Raw genomic sequence first — 14,471 nt, forward strand, 5'->3', positions numbered from 1 at the left:
ATTATGGCTTTCAGGGTTTCCCTAAACAATGACTGGCTTTAAAACAATTGGCCTGATAGGGCGTCCTGGTAGTGAGCTTGCTTCGCAAACGGTGAAACGATTGTTTCATTTACTTGTTGAGGCAGGGTATTCGGCTCTGTTGGATACCAACACGGCGGCGAGTTTACCCGGCTTAGAGGTTCGATGCGAAGATTTAGACGAGCTCGGACAAGTTGCTGATATCGTTATTGTTGTAGGCGGTGACGGCAGTTTGCTCGGCGCTGCGCGCGCGGTTTGTCAATACGGAACGCCATTGCTGGGTGTTAATCGGGGTCGGTTGGGCTTTCTTACGGATATCTCACCGAACGATATTGATACCAAGGTGTTGGAAGTACTTGGTGGCGCTTATCTTTCGGAAACGCGCTTTCTGCTCGAAATGGAAGTTCTTCGTAACGGTGAGCAAGTTGGCGACGGCATTGCGTTAAATGACGTGGTATTACATCCCGGTAAGTTTATTCGTATGATCGAATTCGAACTCTATGTGGATGAATATTTTGTCTACAGCCAGAGATCGGATGGAATTATTATTTCAACACCCACAGGTTCTACGGCTTATGCATTAAGTGGTGGCGGACCTTTGATGCATCCTAAGTTAGATGCCATCGAAATTGTGCCAATCAGTCCGCATACGCTCAGCAGTCGCCCGATGATTATTTCCGGTAAAAGTCAGGTGCGGATGGTGATTGGCGCTGAAAATACCGCTTTTCCTTACGCGACCTGTGACGGTCAGATTCATCTGGTTACTCAGCCAGGCGATGAAGTCATTGTTCGTAAGCATGAACATGAACTAACGTTGATTCATCCGTTAGGTCACGATTTTTATGAAACCTGCCGACGAAAATTAGGGTGGGGTAGCCATTTACCGACGGATAACGATGTTGATTTCGAAGAAGACGCGTAAAGATTTCTTAACCGGTAAGCACTTGTTGGAGTCAAAACAAGTATTTACAAAATAGCGTCTTTTATTTGCTCGACTTCAGTAATTTTGACGTCAATAATTACTAATAGGAATTTTTGCTTAATTCCCTTATGCGTTAAGCAAAGACCAGAAACTGAAAACAGTATTTTCAATTTCTTCACAATTTCAATGACTTATTGTTCTTGAAATTAGCGACGTTTTCTTGAAAATCGCGACACATGCTTGTGCCGTAGGCCACTCTAGATTAATTGTTAGATTCACTATTAATGTGTCTGGCCAATAGAGTTGTCGTTTTTTTATACGCGCTGGTGATGGCTATTTAAGTTAGCCTAAAAATTACACACAGCATTTTGTGAACACTCAATAACCAAGTAGTTGCCATGTTGGCGGAGCACGAACTCGATCGTTTTAAAGGTTTCGATATTATCGGTGATATCCACGGATGTGCCGAGACGTTGAAACGATTGCTAGCGAAACTGGGCTACTCTCTTAAGTCGGGGGTTTGGCGCCATCAAACTCGTCTGGCTGTTTTTCTCGGTGATATTGTCGATCGTGGACCTCATATCCGTGAGGCTTTAGCGATTGTTCACTCTATGGTCGAATCCGGTAGCGCTGTTTGCATTATGGGTAACCATGAATACAATGCTGTTGGTTACTGCACTCCCGCGCCCGCGATCATGGGGCAAGAATACCTTCGCGAGCACAATAACCACCACAATCGCTTAATTGCCGAAACCTTAGAGCAGTTTGCTGCTTATCCAGAAGAATGGAAAAACTATATTGAGTGGTTTCGTTCACTGCCACTTTTCTATGACTTCGGCAGTTTTCGGGTTGTTCATGCTTGTTGGGACGATTTTTTAATCAGTGAATACCTAAAGCGGTATCACTCCAACCGAGTATCACTAGAATTCATCATCAAATCCGTTGATCGCGAGTCGTTTGAAGGCAAGTTGATGGATCGACTCACTCGCGGTACAGACTTAAAACTTCCTGCCGGGCGTGTGATTACCAGTCGAGACGGATACCAACGCCGTTTTTTCAGAACCAAGTTTTGGGCGGAAGATCCAGAAACCTACGGCGATGTGGTGTTTCAGCCCGATCCGCTACCCGAAGACTTGGTCGATCGTAAGCTCAGCGACGACGAGCGAGAAAATCTGCTGTTTTACCCACGCTCTGCGGCGCCACTGTTTATTGGTCACTACTGGTTGCAAGGCAAGCCTCGTCCAATTACATCGAACATCGCCTGCATGGATTACAGTGCGGTAAAATATGGGCGTCTTGCTGCGTATCGGTTTGACGGTGAATCAAAGCTGCAGGCCGATAAATTCACTTGGATCTACGTAAACCCTCCTGAATGGCGTGAACCGGAGCCAGATTGATCGAAATGCTGCGTGAATCGGTTGAACTCTATAACTTAGGCGCAACCTTAGTCTTATTGTAAAAAAATCTTCCTGTAAAATGTCGAATTTGGCTAATTTATGAGCGCTTGGTTTCCTGCAGCAGGTTTTCCGTTATCTAAGAATTTAAGTCATCTAGATCGACATTTAACGCAGGTTGGTATTACTCACCGTTTTATAGAAGAGCAGAGCCAAAATCTGCAGGTGCTGTGGTTGTTCAACGAAGGCGATGTTCCCAAGGTAAAAACAATTATCGACGAGCTGGTTAGTGGTGCCGCATCTTGGCCAAACACCGTTCCTTCAGCTAAAAGCACGACAACTTCCAGTGGCGTTCAGCAACTTAGCCGAATCGAGCACTCTATCGCTAAAGCTTTTACTGCTGCTCCATTAACCCTAAGCTTAGTGGTGCTAGGCATTCTAGGGTGCCTGTTGGTACTGTTCCCCAGCCATTTTTCGGTTCGAATTTTAAACACCATTTCATTCCATCAGGTTTTTATTCCTGAAAGCCAGATTGCCTCTGTGTATCAAGATATTGCGGCAGGCCAGTTCTGGCGGCTATTTACACCTGTTTTTATTCATTTTAGTGGATTGCATATTGCCCTAAACGCTACGATGCTGTGGTTTTTAGGTAGCAGAATTGAGAGAGCTATTGGTTTGCGGTCGTATTTGATCTTGGTGGTCTTTACCGGGATTATTTCAAACATTGTGCAAGCGCAATGGGACGGTATTGCGTTCTTTGGTGGCTTATCGGGCGTTGTTTTTGCGCTTGTTGGCTATGTGTTGGTCTGGCAGTACCGAAGTTCTCAAACCGCTATTGCAATACCCAAACCGCTGATAGGCATGATGATTTTCAGCCTAATACTTGGTTTTACACCCGTTTTGAACATTATCTCGGGATCAAATATCGCCAACGGCGCCCATCTGGGCGGTTTTATCGCGGGTGTTATTGCTGCCGGAATTCATCGTGGTATACGTTATTATCTAAAATAACGGCAAAGTTCTAAGCGGCGTACAGTTAAAATTTATTGATATGGCAGATGTAGATTTTATGAACATTTCAGATTTAATCAGTAACATTACCCCTCAAGTACTCGAAAACCTCAAGCGTGCCGTTGAAATTGGCCGCTGGCCAAACGGGCAGGTGGTGACTCAGGAGCAGCGAGAAAACTGTTTACAAGCCATTATCGCCTACGAGCAATTCAATGTTCCGACTGAAGAGCGCACCGGCTATGTACCGCCAAAACCCAGTTGTGCGAGTCATAAGCACGACACGGTGGACGAAGATCAGCCGTTGAAATGGTCTTAATGCCAATGTCGGTTAACTTAACAGGGCAGTGCGTGAAAATGCCCGCACAGCTCGATGAGCAAGGGCAGGTTAGTTACAGTTTAAAATTAGGGGCCGAGCAGCTGCCTTTAAATGAGTTCTTAGAAAAATCCATTACCATCGAATTTGAAGGTGCTATTAATTGCATTGAGTGTGGTAAAAAAACCAAAAAGAGCTTTTCACAAGGTTATTGTTTCGGTTGCATGAAAACGCTTCCGCAGTGTGATCAATGCATAATGAGCCCTGAGCGATGTCATTATCACGCAGGAACTTGCCGAGATACACAATGGGCCGATCAATTCTGCATGACCGATCATGTTGTTTATCTGGCCAATACTACGGCGCCAAAAGTGGGAATTACACGAATTTCACAGATTCCTACACGCTGGATTGACCAAGGTGCCGAGCAGGCGCTGCCTATCTATCGCGTCAGTACGCGACAGCAATCTGGATTTGTCGAAGATGTATTGCGAGAGCATATTGCCGATAAAACCAATTGGCGCAACATGCTAAAAAGCAATGCCGAGCCCATCGATTTAATTGCCTTGCGCGATTCTTTATTTGCAAAAGCCAGTGAAAAATTAACCGAATTAGAAACTCAATTTGGTCTTCAGGCCGTACAAAAATTAGAGGCCGAAGTCGTTAATATTCAATATCCAGTTTTAGAGTATCCCAAAAAAATAACCAGTTTTAATCTTGATAAAATACCGCGTGCTGAAGGTGTTTTGCGTGGCATTAAAGGTCAGTATTTGATGTTAGATACCGGGGTTATCAATTTGCGTAAATACACCGGCTATCAACTTAAAATAGCGCTGAATTAATTTTAAATACCCTATGGAAGCTTGAGTATTTTTTGTATTGTCTTGTTTGATAAAAATGCTCAAAAAAACACGCATAACATTGTAAATAGTCAGCCGTATGATACACCAACCGTATATTAATTGGAGGCTAAAATGAGAGACGCAGAACCAAGAGCGATACGTCTACAAGATTACACCGTTCCAGATTTTTTAATTGAATCAACGCAATTACATTTCGACCTAGAACCAACCGCGACCATTGTTACCAGTACTTTAAAATTCCGCCGCAATAAAGATTCTAAGCATCAAAAAGCACCTTTGGTTTTGCACGGCCAAGAAATAGAACTGCAAAGCGTAACAATAAATGGTGAAGTTGTTAGTGCCGATCAGTACCAGGTAGACGACGAGCAGTTAACCATTGCCGATGTGCCGGATGAATTTGAATTTGTATGCGTTGGCAAAATTAATCCGCAAGAAAACACGTCTTTAGAAGGTTTGTATAAGTCGCAATCTATGTTTTGCACGCAATGCGAAGCAGAAGGTTTTCGTAAAATTACTTATTACTTAGATCGTCCAGATGTCTTGAGTGAATTTACGACGACATTAATTGGCGATAAATCTTTATACCCAGTGCTTTTAAGTAACGGTAATTTGGTTAAGTCTGGCGATTTAGGAAATGGTCGTCATTTTGCGACTTGGCACGATCCCTTTAAAAAGCCTGCCTACTTATTTGCCCTAGTCGCCGGTAATTTGTCGGTATTAGAAGATTCTTTTACGACCTGTTCTGGACGAGAAGTTGCGTTAAAAATATTTGTTGAACCTAAAGATCTTGATAAATGCGATCACGCTATGACTTCTTTGAAAAATTCCATGAAATGGGACGAAGAGGTTTATGGCCGTGAATACGATCTCGATATTTTTATGATTGTTGCTGTTGACGACTTCAACATGGGGGCGATGGAAAATAAAGGTCTAAATATTTTTAACACCTCTTGTGTTCTCGCAAAACCCGAAACCACCACCGATGCTGGATTTCAGCGTGTTGAAGCCGTTGTTGCTCACGAATATTTCCACAACTGGAGCGGTAACCGTGTTACCTGTCGCGATTGGTTTCAGTTGAGTTTAAAAGAAGGCTTTACGGTATTTCGCGATAGCGAATTTTCCGCCGACATGGGTTCGCGCACGGTTAAACGGGTAGAAGATTCTAACGTTTTACGCACCATGCAATTTGCGGAAGATTCAGGCCCAATGTCTCATCCTGTGCAACCGGCATCGTTTATTGAAATTTCTAACTTTTATACCTTAACCGTTTATGAAAAAGGTGCCGAAGTTGTACGAATGATTCACACCTTGTTAGGGCCAGAATTATTCCGTAAAGGTTCTGACATTTATTTCGAGAAAAACGACGGTAAAGCGGCAACCATTGAAGACTTTGTGGGCGCTATGGCAGAAGCCAGTGGACGTGACTTTAGCCAATTTATGAATTGGTATCACCAAGCGGGTACGCCCATTTTATCGGCAGAAGACAAGTACGATGCCGATACGCAAACTTATCAGCTGATATTTACGCAAACCGGTGTCGATACGCCAGAATCTAAAGCGATTGATAAAAAGCCTTATTTAATTCCGGTGAGGATTGGTTTGTTAGGTGGTGATGGTCCTATCACCTTAAATTCAAGTGATTATGACGTTTCGGGTGTAACCAGCGCCGTATTTGAAATTACCGAAACCACTCAAACCATTACCTTTAATAATGTTTCCGAAAAACCGGTACCGTCTTTGTTACAAGGTTTTTCTGCACCGGTAAAATTAAAGTACCCGTATTCTCGTCAGCAATTAATTAACATTATGTCTCTCGACGAAGACGGTTTTAATCGTTGGGATGCAAGCCAACAATTATGCGTACAGGTTATTTCCGAAATTATGGAACAACCTCAAGATGCAGAAATTACGGTTGATCCTCAATTAATCGAAGCATTTAAATCGCTATTGCTCGACGACACTCTTGACCCTGCAATGGTTGCTCATATGTTGACCTTGCCATCGGAAAGTTATTTGGCAGAGTTGAACGCTAAGATTGATGTCGATGCCATTCATTTTGCACGAAAATATTTGCGTAACGCTTTAGCGCAAGAATTAAAAGCCGAGTTCGAACAAAAATACGCAAAAACTCCGGCAACCAAGCAATACCAAGCGAATGCTGAGCAGATTGCACTGCGTGCCATTAAAAATGTGTGCTTATCGTATTTGGTTACCAGCGGTGAAGACGCCTGGGCCGATGAAGCCTACGCGGTATTCCAACGCGCAAATAACATGACCGATCAATTCGGTGCATTATCGATTCTTGTTCACTCGCAAACTCACTACGGCCAGAGTTTAGCGCAACAAGCATTGGCAAGTTTTTATGAGCAATGGCAAAACGAAGCCTTGGTTGTTAATCAATGGTTTGGTGTTCAAGCCAGTGTGTGTAACGACGCGACCTTAGATAATGTTAAGGCGTTAATGCAGCACCCGGCGTTTACCATTAAAAATCCAAATAAGGTGCGTGCATTAATTGGTGCTTTTGCTAATGGTAATCCGGTCTGTTTTCACGATAAAAGTGGGGCAGGTTACGAGTTTTTAGCCGACCGAGTTATTGAGCTAAATGAACTTAATCCGCAAATCGCTGCACGATTATTAACACCGTTAACGCGCTGGAAAAAACAAACTGACGATCGACAAGAACTAATGCAAGCGCAATTAAAACGCATTGTTGAAACCCCCAATTTATCGAAAGATGTATTTGAGGTAGTAAGCAAAAGTCTTGTTAAGTAAACTAGATAGTTTGTTACGGTTAAAAAAAGCCCGTTTTAAAACGGGCTTTTTTTTAAGATTTAAAAAGTGTTGGTTAACTTATGGAAGAATTCATAAGTGATTTTTTAAATAAGTTTTAGACTGTATCAGCATCACCTTCAAACCAATGCTTAGTTTTATTGGCAATTGCGACCAACGATAACATAACAGGCACTTCAACTAACACGCCTACAACTGTCGCCAAAGCTGCGCCGGAGTTCAGTCCAAATAAAGATATTGCTACTGCGACAGCCAACTCAAAAAAGTTTGAGGTTCCAATCATGCAAGCGGGTGCGGCGATGTTGTGTCGCAGTTTTAAATATCGAGCGATAAAGTACGCGATAAAAAATATTCCGTAAGTTTGTAATAACAGCGGTATTGCAATTAAAACTATATCGATGGGTTTTTGAAGCATTATTTCTGCTTGAAATGCAAACAACAAGATTATTGTTAATAGCAAGCCTGAAATTGAAAATGGTTTTAAGGTTGCAAGCCAAGCATTGAGTTTTTCGGGTTTATCTTTGAAGTACCTACGCGTCATTACACCGGCAATTAACGGTAAAACTACGTAAAGAACTACCGAGAAAATTAAGGTATTCCACGGAATGCTGATATCGGTAACGCCTAACAATACGCCGGCGATAGGAGCAAATGCAAAAATCATAATAACATCGTTAATAGATACCTGAATTAACGTGTAATTGGGATCACCTTTGGTTAATTGACTCCAAACAAACACCATGGCGGTACAGGGCGCGGTACCGAGTAGTATCATTCCGGCGATGTATTCTTCTGCGGTTTTTGGATCTACCCAATCGGCAAATAAACCGTGAAAGAAGAGTACGCCAAGTCCGGCCATAGTAAATGGTTTGATTAACCAATTGATTACCAAGGTTAAGAGTAGGCCGTTAGGATTTTTACCCACGTCTTTAATGCTGGAAAAATCAATTTGAGCCATCATTGGGTAAATCATGATCCAAATTAATATCGCCACGGGTAGATTTACATGGGCGATTTCGAGTTTGGCGATGAGTTGGAAAACAGGGCTGAATAAGCTTCCGAGTGCTACACCAATAACGATCGATGCGGCCACCCAAACGCTTAGATATCGTTCAAAAATACCCATTATTGTATCTCGGCTATTTGTTCCAGAGCGGATTTCAATTGTTCTTTGGCGGTTGCATTTAAATCGAGATTTAATAACGCCTTTGCTCGATTTTCGATAATTCTGATGGTCGAGTTAAACGCTTCGGCTATTTCTTCTTCGCTGCCTTCCACCTTCGATGGATCCGATAGTCCCCAATGAATCATAGGTACCGGTGAGAACCAAACCGGGCAGGGCTCGTTGGCCGCGTTATCACAAACGGTAATGGCAAAATCTGGGAGGTTTTCTTCGAAATCGTTTAGCGATTGGCTGCGTAAACCAGTTGCGCTGTAACCATTTTCAATAAGGTATTTAATGGAAAGAGGGTGAACAACGCCACTGGGACTGGAGCCGGCGCTGTAAGCGGTAACGGTGCCATCGCTTAGGTGATTTGTTATGGCTTCACTGAGAATACTACGGCAGCGATTATGAGTGCATATGAAGAGAATTTTCATTGGCCCAACCTGATTGAATTTTCAAAGTTGGGCCAATGTATACGTTTTTTCGTATATTGTCTAATGGCTTAGCAGCAAACAGACGCTTGACGATTTGGACGTTCACCCATGATTTTTAATCGAGAGCTACTGGTAGCAATGTATTCTTTTGAGTTCTGGTAAGTATGTTCAATAACGTCTTTTGCCCATTGTGGAAGTTCGGGATGGATCTGATAAAAAATCCATTGGCCTTGGCGGCGATCAAGCAACACACCACTACTTCTTAGTTGGGCAAGATGGCGAGAAATTTTTGGCTGAATAGTGTCGAGTGCTTCTGTTAACTCACACACGCACAATTCTTTTTCTTGGTGAATTAGCAACACACAACGTAAACGAGTGTCGTCTGCCAATGATTTAAAAAACTTTACATTATCCACAGTTAGCTCCTTAGACTAACGCATCCGTGCAATGGCAAGTACTTTACGCATTTTTTCGGATATTTCTTTGCAACTATTCAAAATTCTGTCATTAAATTGTCATTTAATCTGAGTTTGTATCAGATTTAAATGCCGTTGTTAACTGGATTCCAAGGTGTAACTTTTACAAGTAATCCCATGGTGGGATGATCGATGTAATGGAGTTCATTGCTGCGCATTTTTCTAGTTTCTGACAAAAGCACAATTTGATCCACTGAATAGGATTTTCGTTGGGGTTTAAAGTTTGCCAGAGAAAATGATTGATCGGAAAATTGACTGAAACTATTTGTCGATTTTTGCGAATTAAAACTTATGGCAGAGTTGTCGGAATTTGAGCCAAAATTAATTGCACCAGATTGCCGATTAATATCGGTTCCAGAGTTATTAATACCACTACTTTTGGGTATTTCTGGCAAACTTGGCCAAATTGTCGCAACTGTTTGGTCGCCAAGATTTGGATAAAACTGCGTCAGCCAAAGATTTGTTTGAATATGTAAATATCTTGCCGCGCTGAGTGAGACGGTGCCTTCTAATTCAAAGTGATTATCGTATTTATCGCCTCCGGTAAGAACAACGGCTTTAGCATCAGTTCGCTCGCCAATGGGTTGGCGCCAGGCAACGTGTCTTAGTACTCGATAGCGATTGTTTTGTTCGAGGCGTTTTTTCTCTTCTTTAAGATTTAATTCTTCTTCTGGAACGGTTTTAAACAGATTTTTAATATACGGATTTGCGGAATTGTTGGGCGCTTCTGCGGAATGAATTACGCTTATATCATTACCGATATTCGCCGTGGTTTCGGTGAGATTCGACGGTGAATTTTCACCATTGTGTGAGAACGAACTGTTCGGCTCTTGCAGCGTTGATGAGGTAGAGGAAATTTCTGATTGAAAATCAGTTGAATCCTGATTACCCGATTCAGACGAATTTAATGTAACCGTTCCTGGTGGATAGGCGAGCGCAATGGAGTTGGGCCAGCTTTCGCTGGTATCGAGTGCCGTAAGCGTTTGCGAGAAAGCAATAATTTCGACTTGATACCAACGATCATCTGCGGAGGATTGTGCAAAACCTTGTGACGCACAGAAGAAGGCGGCAGTCAGTAGCGTCGCCTGAGCTATTTTTTGGGTGTTAGCGCGTAATTTTGCGGATAAATTCATAAGTTCGTATCGATACTATTTGCCAACTTTGTACACGCTTTCGTAGAAGCAATTCTTTCAATGGGTCGATTGCACTCAACTCACCGGTATTTCAAGTAAATTGGCAGGGGTTTAGGGTATTAAAATTAAAAAGTGTTCCATTAAACACTAAATATTTTAACGTGTATTTATCCAATAGGAATCTTCGATTAACTCATCCATGATTTAATCGGAGAGCAGAAATTGACAATGCGATTTTCAATTTCTTCACAATTTCAATCATTTACCGTTCTTGGTATTAACGACACATCCTTGCGTCGCGGGAATCTCTAGGTTAATCAGAGTTTTCTATAAATAATTTTTACTTATGTTGAGCTTTCACTAATTCCATTGGTAGCGCACTGTTTAATTTTTTTGACGCTTTAGTTGGCTTGCCCTTGTGTTTTGATCGTCAAAAATTAAGGGCTAAGCATTTGTAATACCTGCTCTGCGGCTCGCAGTTTTGCTTCTGGGGTTTCTATTGTGTCAATAAACTTGAGCTTATTCGCGCCTTCCATTTGATATTTGGATGGAAATTTTTGAACCAACGTAACAATTTTTAACGGATCAACTTGGGTATCGGATTTGAATTCGACCTTAACTTGCTGATTGTTGGCTTCCATTTTTTTGATGCCAAGTTGGTCGGCTTTAAAGCGAAGCCGATTCACTCGTATTAGATTTTTGGTCGGTTCCTGTAATAAACCAAATCGATCAATAATCTCAATCTGTAGGTCGTTAAGTTCTTGCTCATTGGATGTGCTCGCCAGTCGTTTATACAGCATTAATCTGAGGTGAACATCTGGCAGATAATCTTCGGGAATGAGTGCCGGAATGCGCAGGTTAATTTCGGTTTCTTCGCGATTTTCAATGGCGTTAACTTCTAGCTTTCCGGCTTTGATGGATTTTACGGCGCGATCAAGCATGTCCATGTACAGCGAGAAACCCACGTGCTGGATCTGTCCGCTTTGTTCTTCGCCCAACAACTCTCCGGCGCCGCGAATCTCTAAATCGTGTGTGGCGAGGGTAAAGCCTGCACCAAGCTCTGTGGCCTGACTGATGGCTTCCAGGCGCTTTACCGCGTCTTGCGTGAGCTTCTTTTGTCCCGGTGTTAGCAAATAAGCATAGGCTTGGTGATGTGATCGACCCACGCGACCACGTAACTGGTGGAGCTGTGCGAGACCGAATTTATCGGCGCGATCAATGATAATGGTGTTGGCGTTAGGGATGTCTAAGCCTGTTTCAATGATCGTCGTCGCGACCAACACGTTGTAGCGTTTGTGGTAGAAGTCGTTCATAACCACTTCGAGTTCGCGCTCGCGCATTTGGCCATGACCAAAGGTAACCCGGGCTTCAGGCACCAGCTCTTCAAGTTCTTGAGCAATTTTTTCAATGGTTTTCACTTCGTTATGCAGATAGTACACCTGACCACCACGAAGGATTTCCCGCAAGACCGCTTCTTTTACCAAACTTGGCTGATTTTCTTGAACAAAGGTTTTTACCGCTAAGCGTTTTGCCGGAGGCGTCGCGATGATGGATAGGTCGCGAACACCTTGCATTGACATGTTCAGGGTTCTTGGAATTGGTGTTGCCGTTAATGTAAGCACATCAATTTCGGCCCGCAGTGACTTGAAACGTTCTTTTTGACGCACACCAAAGCGGTGTTCTTCGTCGATAATCACCAATCCCAGATCTTTGTATTTCACATCGGACTGAATCAGTTTGTGCGTTCCGATGATGATGTCGATAGTACCTGCTTCAACAGACTTGAGCGTTTTGTTGGTTTGAGCGGTCGTTTGGAAGCGCGATAGCAGGCCAACCTGAATGGGCCATTGGGCAAAGCGATCATTAAAGTTATCAAAGTGTTGCTGAGCCAGTAGGGTGGTGGGCACCATCACGGCGACTTGTTTACCGGCAATTGCCGCGATAAAAGCGGCGCGCATGGCAACTTCGGTTTTACCAAATCCAACATCGCCACAAACCAAGCGATCCATGGGTTTGGGTGTAAGCATGTCGGCAACAACGGCATCAATGGCGGCTTGCTGGTCTTCGGTTTCATCGTAGGGAAAGCTTGCGGCGAACTGTTGATATAGCTCTGCCGGGTCTGGGAATGCGGAACCTCTTCTGGCAGCTCTTTGTGCGTAGATAGCCAGTAACTCAGCTGCCGCGTCGCGTACTTTTTCAGCGGCCTTATGTTTGGCTTTGCTCCAGGTATCGGTACCTAGCCGATGTAAGGGCGCTAAATCTGGATCGGCGCCGCTGTAGCGGCTGATGAGATGCAAGTTGGCAACGGGAACATAGAGTTTTGCCTCATCGGCGTATTCCAGCGTTAAAAACTCGTTGGCCTGTCCATCCGTCTCAATCAATTGTAAGCCGCGGTATCGGCCAACGCCGTGATCAATGTGAACCACAGGGGCATCAATGGCTAGTTCGGTTAAGTGCTTGATGACTTGTTCGGTGGCGTCGACGGATTTTTTACGGCGACGCGTGGCGGCAACTCTTGATCCGTAGAGATCGGACTCACCGATGAGTGTGATTATCGTTCCCGAGTCATCGGTCAGTTCGAATCCAGAAAGTATTGGGCAAAGCGCAATTGCGACGTCTGCTTTGGCGTGCAAAAACTCCCAAAACGACGTAACCAATTTGGGCTTTATACCTGCTTTTTGCAGCTGTTCACTCAGAATTTCTCGTCTTCCTGAGGTGTCTGCGCAAAATATAAATCGTCCAGGCGAGTTGTTTATCGCAATTTTTAGATTGCCATACGGATCTTCAAGCTGATGATTGATGGCGATGTTTAACACTGGTTTGGTGTTGGCTTCTAAAGATTTAGCACTCTGATTAACGCCGATGGTTGGGAAGCGCTTGAGCGCGGCAAAAACTTCTTCAACGGTGCTGTATATGGACGTTGGTTTTAGTAGAGGCCGGGTAGGGTCGACGTTTAAGTTTTCATAACGACTGCTGATCTCTTGCCAAAACGCTTGAGCCGATTTGGCAATATCTCCCAAAGTGAATATGTGGCTATTTTCGTCGAAATAATCTAAAAAGCTGCCCATTTCCTCAAAAAATAACGAGATGTAATATTCAATGCCCGGTGGCGATATGCCATCGCAAACATCTTGGTAAATTGGGCATTTCTTGTGATCGACATCAAAGCGAGTGTGCCAGTGATCGCGAAACAGTTTAATGCCATCTGCGTCGAGAGGAAATTCGTGCGCAGGTAGCAGCTTAAGGTGATTTACGTTTTCTACGGTGATTTGCGTTGCGGGATCGAAGGTGCGGATGCTGTCGATTTCGGAGTCGAAGAGGTCGATTCGAAAGGGCTCGTCTTCACCCATTGCAAAAATATCAACGATGGAGCCGCGAATAGCGTACTCACCGTGTTCTAGTACGGTATCGACTCGCCTGTATCCGGCGCTATCCAATCGCAAGCGACAAGCGTCTACATCCAAATCCATACCTGGTTCGATGATGAGGCTGCGGCCTTCGAGAAATCCTTTGGGGCTTAGTTTCGTCATTAGCGAAGTAATAGGCAAAATAACGATAACGGCTTTTGAGGTTCCTATGGTGTACAAAGCTTCCAAACGTTCAGAAATAATATCGGCGTTTGGAGAGAAGTGATCGTAGGGCAGTGTTTCCCAATCTGGAAAATGGATTATCGCCGGGCAGTCTGGATTTGACGTGCCGAAGCTTTTAATGTCTTGCTCTAGCAGGGCGGCGGAGGTGGTGTCGGGTGTTAGGATGATGTACTTGCCCGGTTCACGACTGGCATAAGCCACTAAACTGAGTGCGAAGGCCGATGGAGTCAGGTTGCTCCATAGCGACTGGTTTTTTTCGTATTTAGGCGGATTCAGAACAGAAAACATAAATAAATTCGGGCATTTGACAAAATGCGCGCAATTGTAGCGTTTGGTTTCGTAAATGCGTACACCTTAAGACG

At 43.7% G+C, this 14,471-nt stretch carries 11 protein-coding genes; 6 read left to right on the forward strand and 5 right to left on the reverse strand.

Annotated features, from left to right (window positions below):
• Positions 1–28: 28 nt before the first annotated feature.
• The 6 genes from ACYQ28_RS16160 to pepN all read left to right on the forward strand — a co-directional run bounded on the left by ACYQ28_RS16160 (position 29) and on the right by pepN (position 7,293).
• Entirely contained in the window at positions 29–940 is a 912-nt protein-coding gene (locus tag ACYQ28_RS16160) for an NAD(+) kinase (RefSeq protein WP_460051758.1), read from the forward strand.
• A gap of 398 nt (positions 941–1,338) precedes the next feature.
• Complete coding sequence (locus ACYQ28_RS16165; protein WP_460051760.1) at positions 1,339–2,337, forward strand: metallophosphoesterase; 999 nt, start codon at positions 1,339–1,341, stop codon at positions 2,335–2,337.
• Positions 2,338–2,436: 99 nt separating this feature from the next.
• Positions 2,437–3,345: a rhomboid family intramembrane serine protease gene (locus ACYQ28_RS16170; protein WP_460051761.1), complete on the forward strand. Its 909-nt coding sequence runs from the start codon at positions 2,437–2,439 to the stop codon at positions 3,343–3,345.
• A gap of 58 nt (positions 3,346–3,403) precedes the next feature.
• Positions 3,404–3,661, forward strand: a complete 258-nt coding sequence (locus ACYQ28_RS16175) for a YeaC family protein (protein ID WP_460051763.1) — start codon at positions 3,404–3,406, stop codon at positions 3,659–3,661.
• 38 nt (positions 3,662–3,699) lie between these two features.
• Complete coding sequence (locus ACYQ28_RS16180) at positions 3,700–4,500, forward strand: DUF2797 domain-containing protein (protein ID WP_460051823.1); 801 nt, start codon at positions 3,700–3,702, stop codon at positions 4,498–4,500.
• A 132-nt stretch (positions 4,501–4,632) separates the two neighbouring features.
• On the forward strand, positions 4,633–7,293 hold the full coding sequence (gene pepN, locus ACYQ28_RS16185) for an aminopeptidase N (protein WP_460051765.1): 2,661 nt from the start codon (positions 4,633–4,635) through the stop codon (positions 7,291–7,293).
• Between the two features lie 115 nt (positions 7,294–7,408).
• Here pepN and arsB read toward each other — a convergent pair whose 3' ends face one another.
• From arsB to mfd, 5 genes are all read right to left on the reverse strand, one after another.
• The gene (gene arsB / locus ACYQ28_RS16190; protein WP_460051766.1) at positions 7,409–8,437 is read right to left on the reverse strand and encodes an ACR3 family arsenite efflux transporter; all 1,029 of its coding nucleotides are present in this window, start codon (positions 8,435–8,437) and stop codon (positions 7,409–7,411) included.
• Positions 8,437–8,910 carry an arsenate reductase ArsC gene (locus ACYQ28_RS16195; protein ID WP_460051768.1) on the reverse strand — a complete coding sequence of 158 codons (474 nt, stop codon included), beginning with the start codon at positions 8,908–8,910 and terminating at the stop codon, positions 8,437–8,439. Before ACYQ28_RS16195 ends, arsB begins: the two co-directional genes overlap by 1 nt.
• Positions 8,911–8,978: 68 nt before the next feature.
• Positions 8,979–9,326 (reverse strand): metalloregulator ArsR/SmtB family transcription factor, encoded by a 348-nt coding sequence (locus ACYQ28_RS16200; RefSeq protein WP_460051769.1) that lies wholly within the window; start codon positions 9,324–9,326, stop codon positions 8,979–8,981.
• 125 nt (positions 9,327–9,451) lie between these two features.
• A complete protein-coding gene (locus ACYQ28_RS16205) occupies positions 9,452–10,519 on the reverse strand; it encodes a CsiV family protein (protein ID WP_460051771.1) in 1,068 nt (355 codons plus the stop codon).
• A gap of 437 nt (positions 10,520–10,956) precedes the next feature.
• Positions 10,957–14,397: a transcription-repair coupling factor gene (mfd, locus tag ACYQ28_RS16210; protein WP_460051772.1), complete on the reverse strand. Its 3,441-nt coding sequence runs from the start codon at positions 14,395–14,397 to the stop codon at positions 10,957–10,959.
• Positions 14,398–14,471 lie beyond the last annotated feature (74 nt).

The organism is Sessilibacter sp. MAH1 (assembly GCF_054658315.1).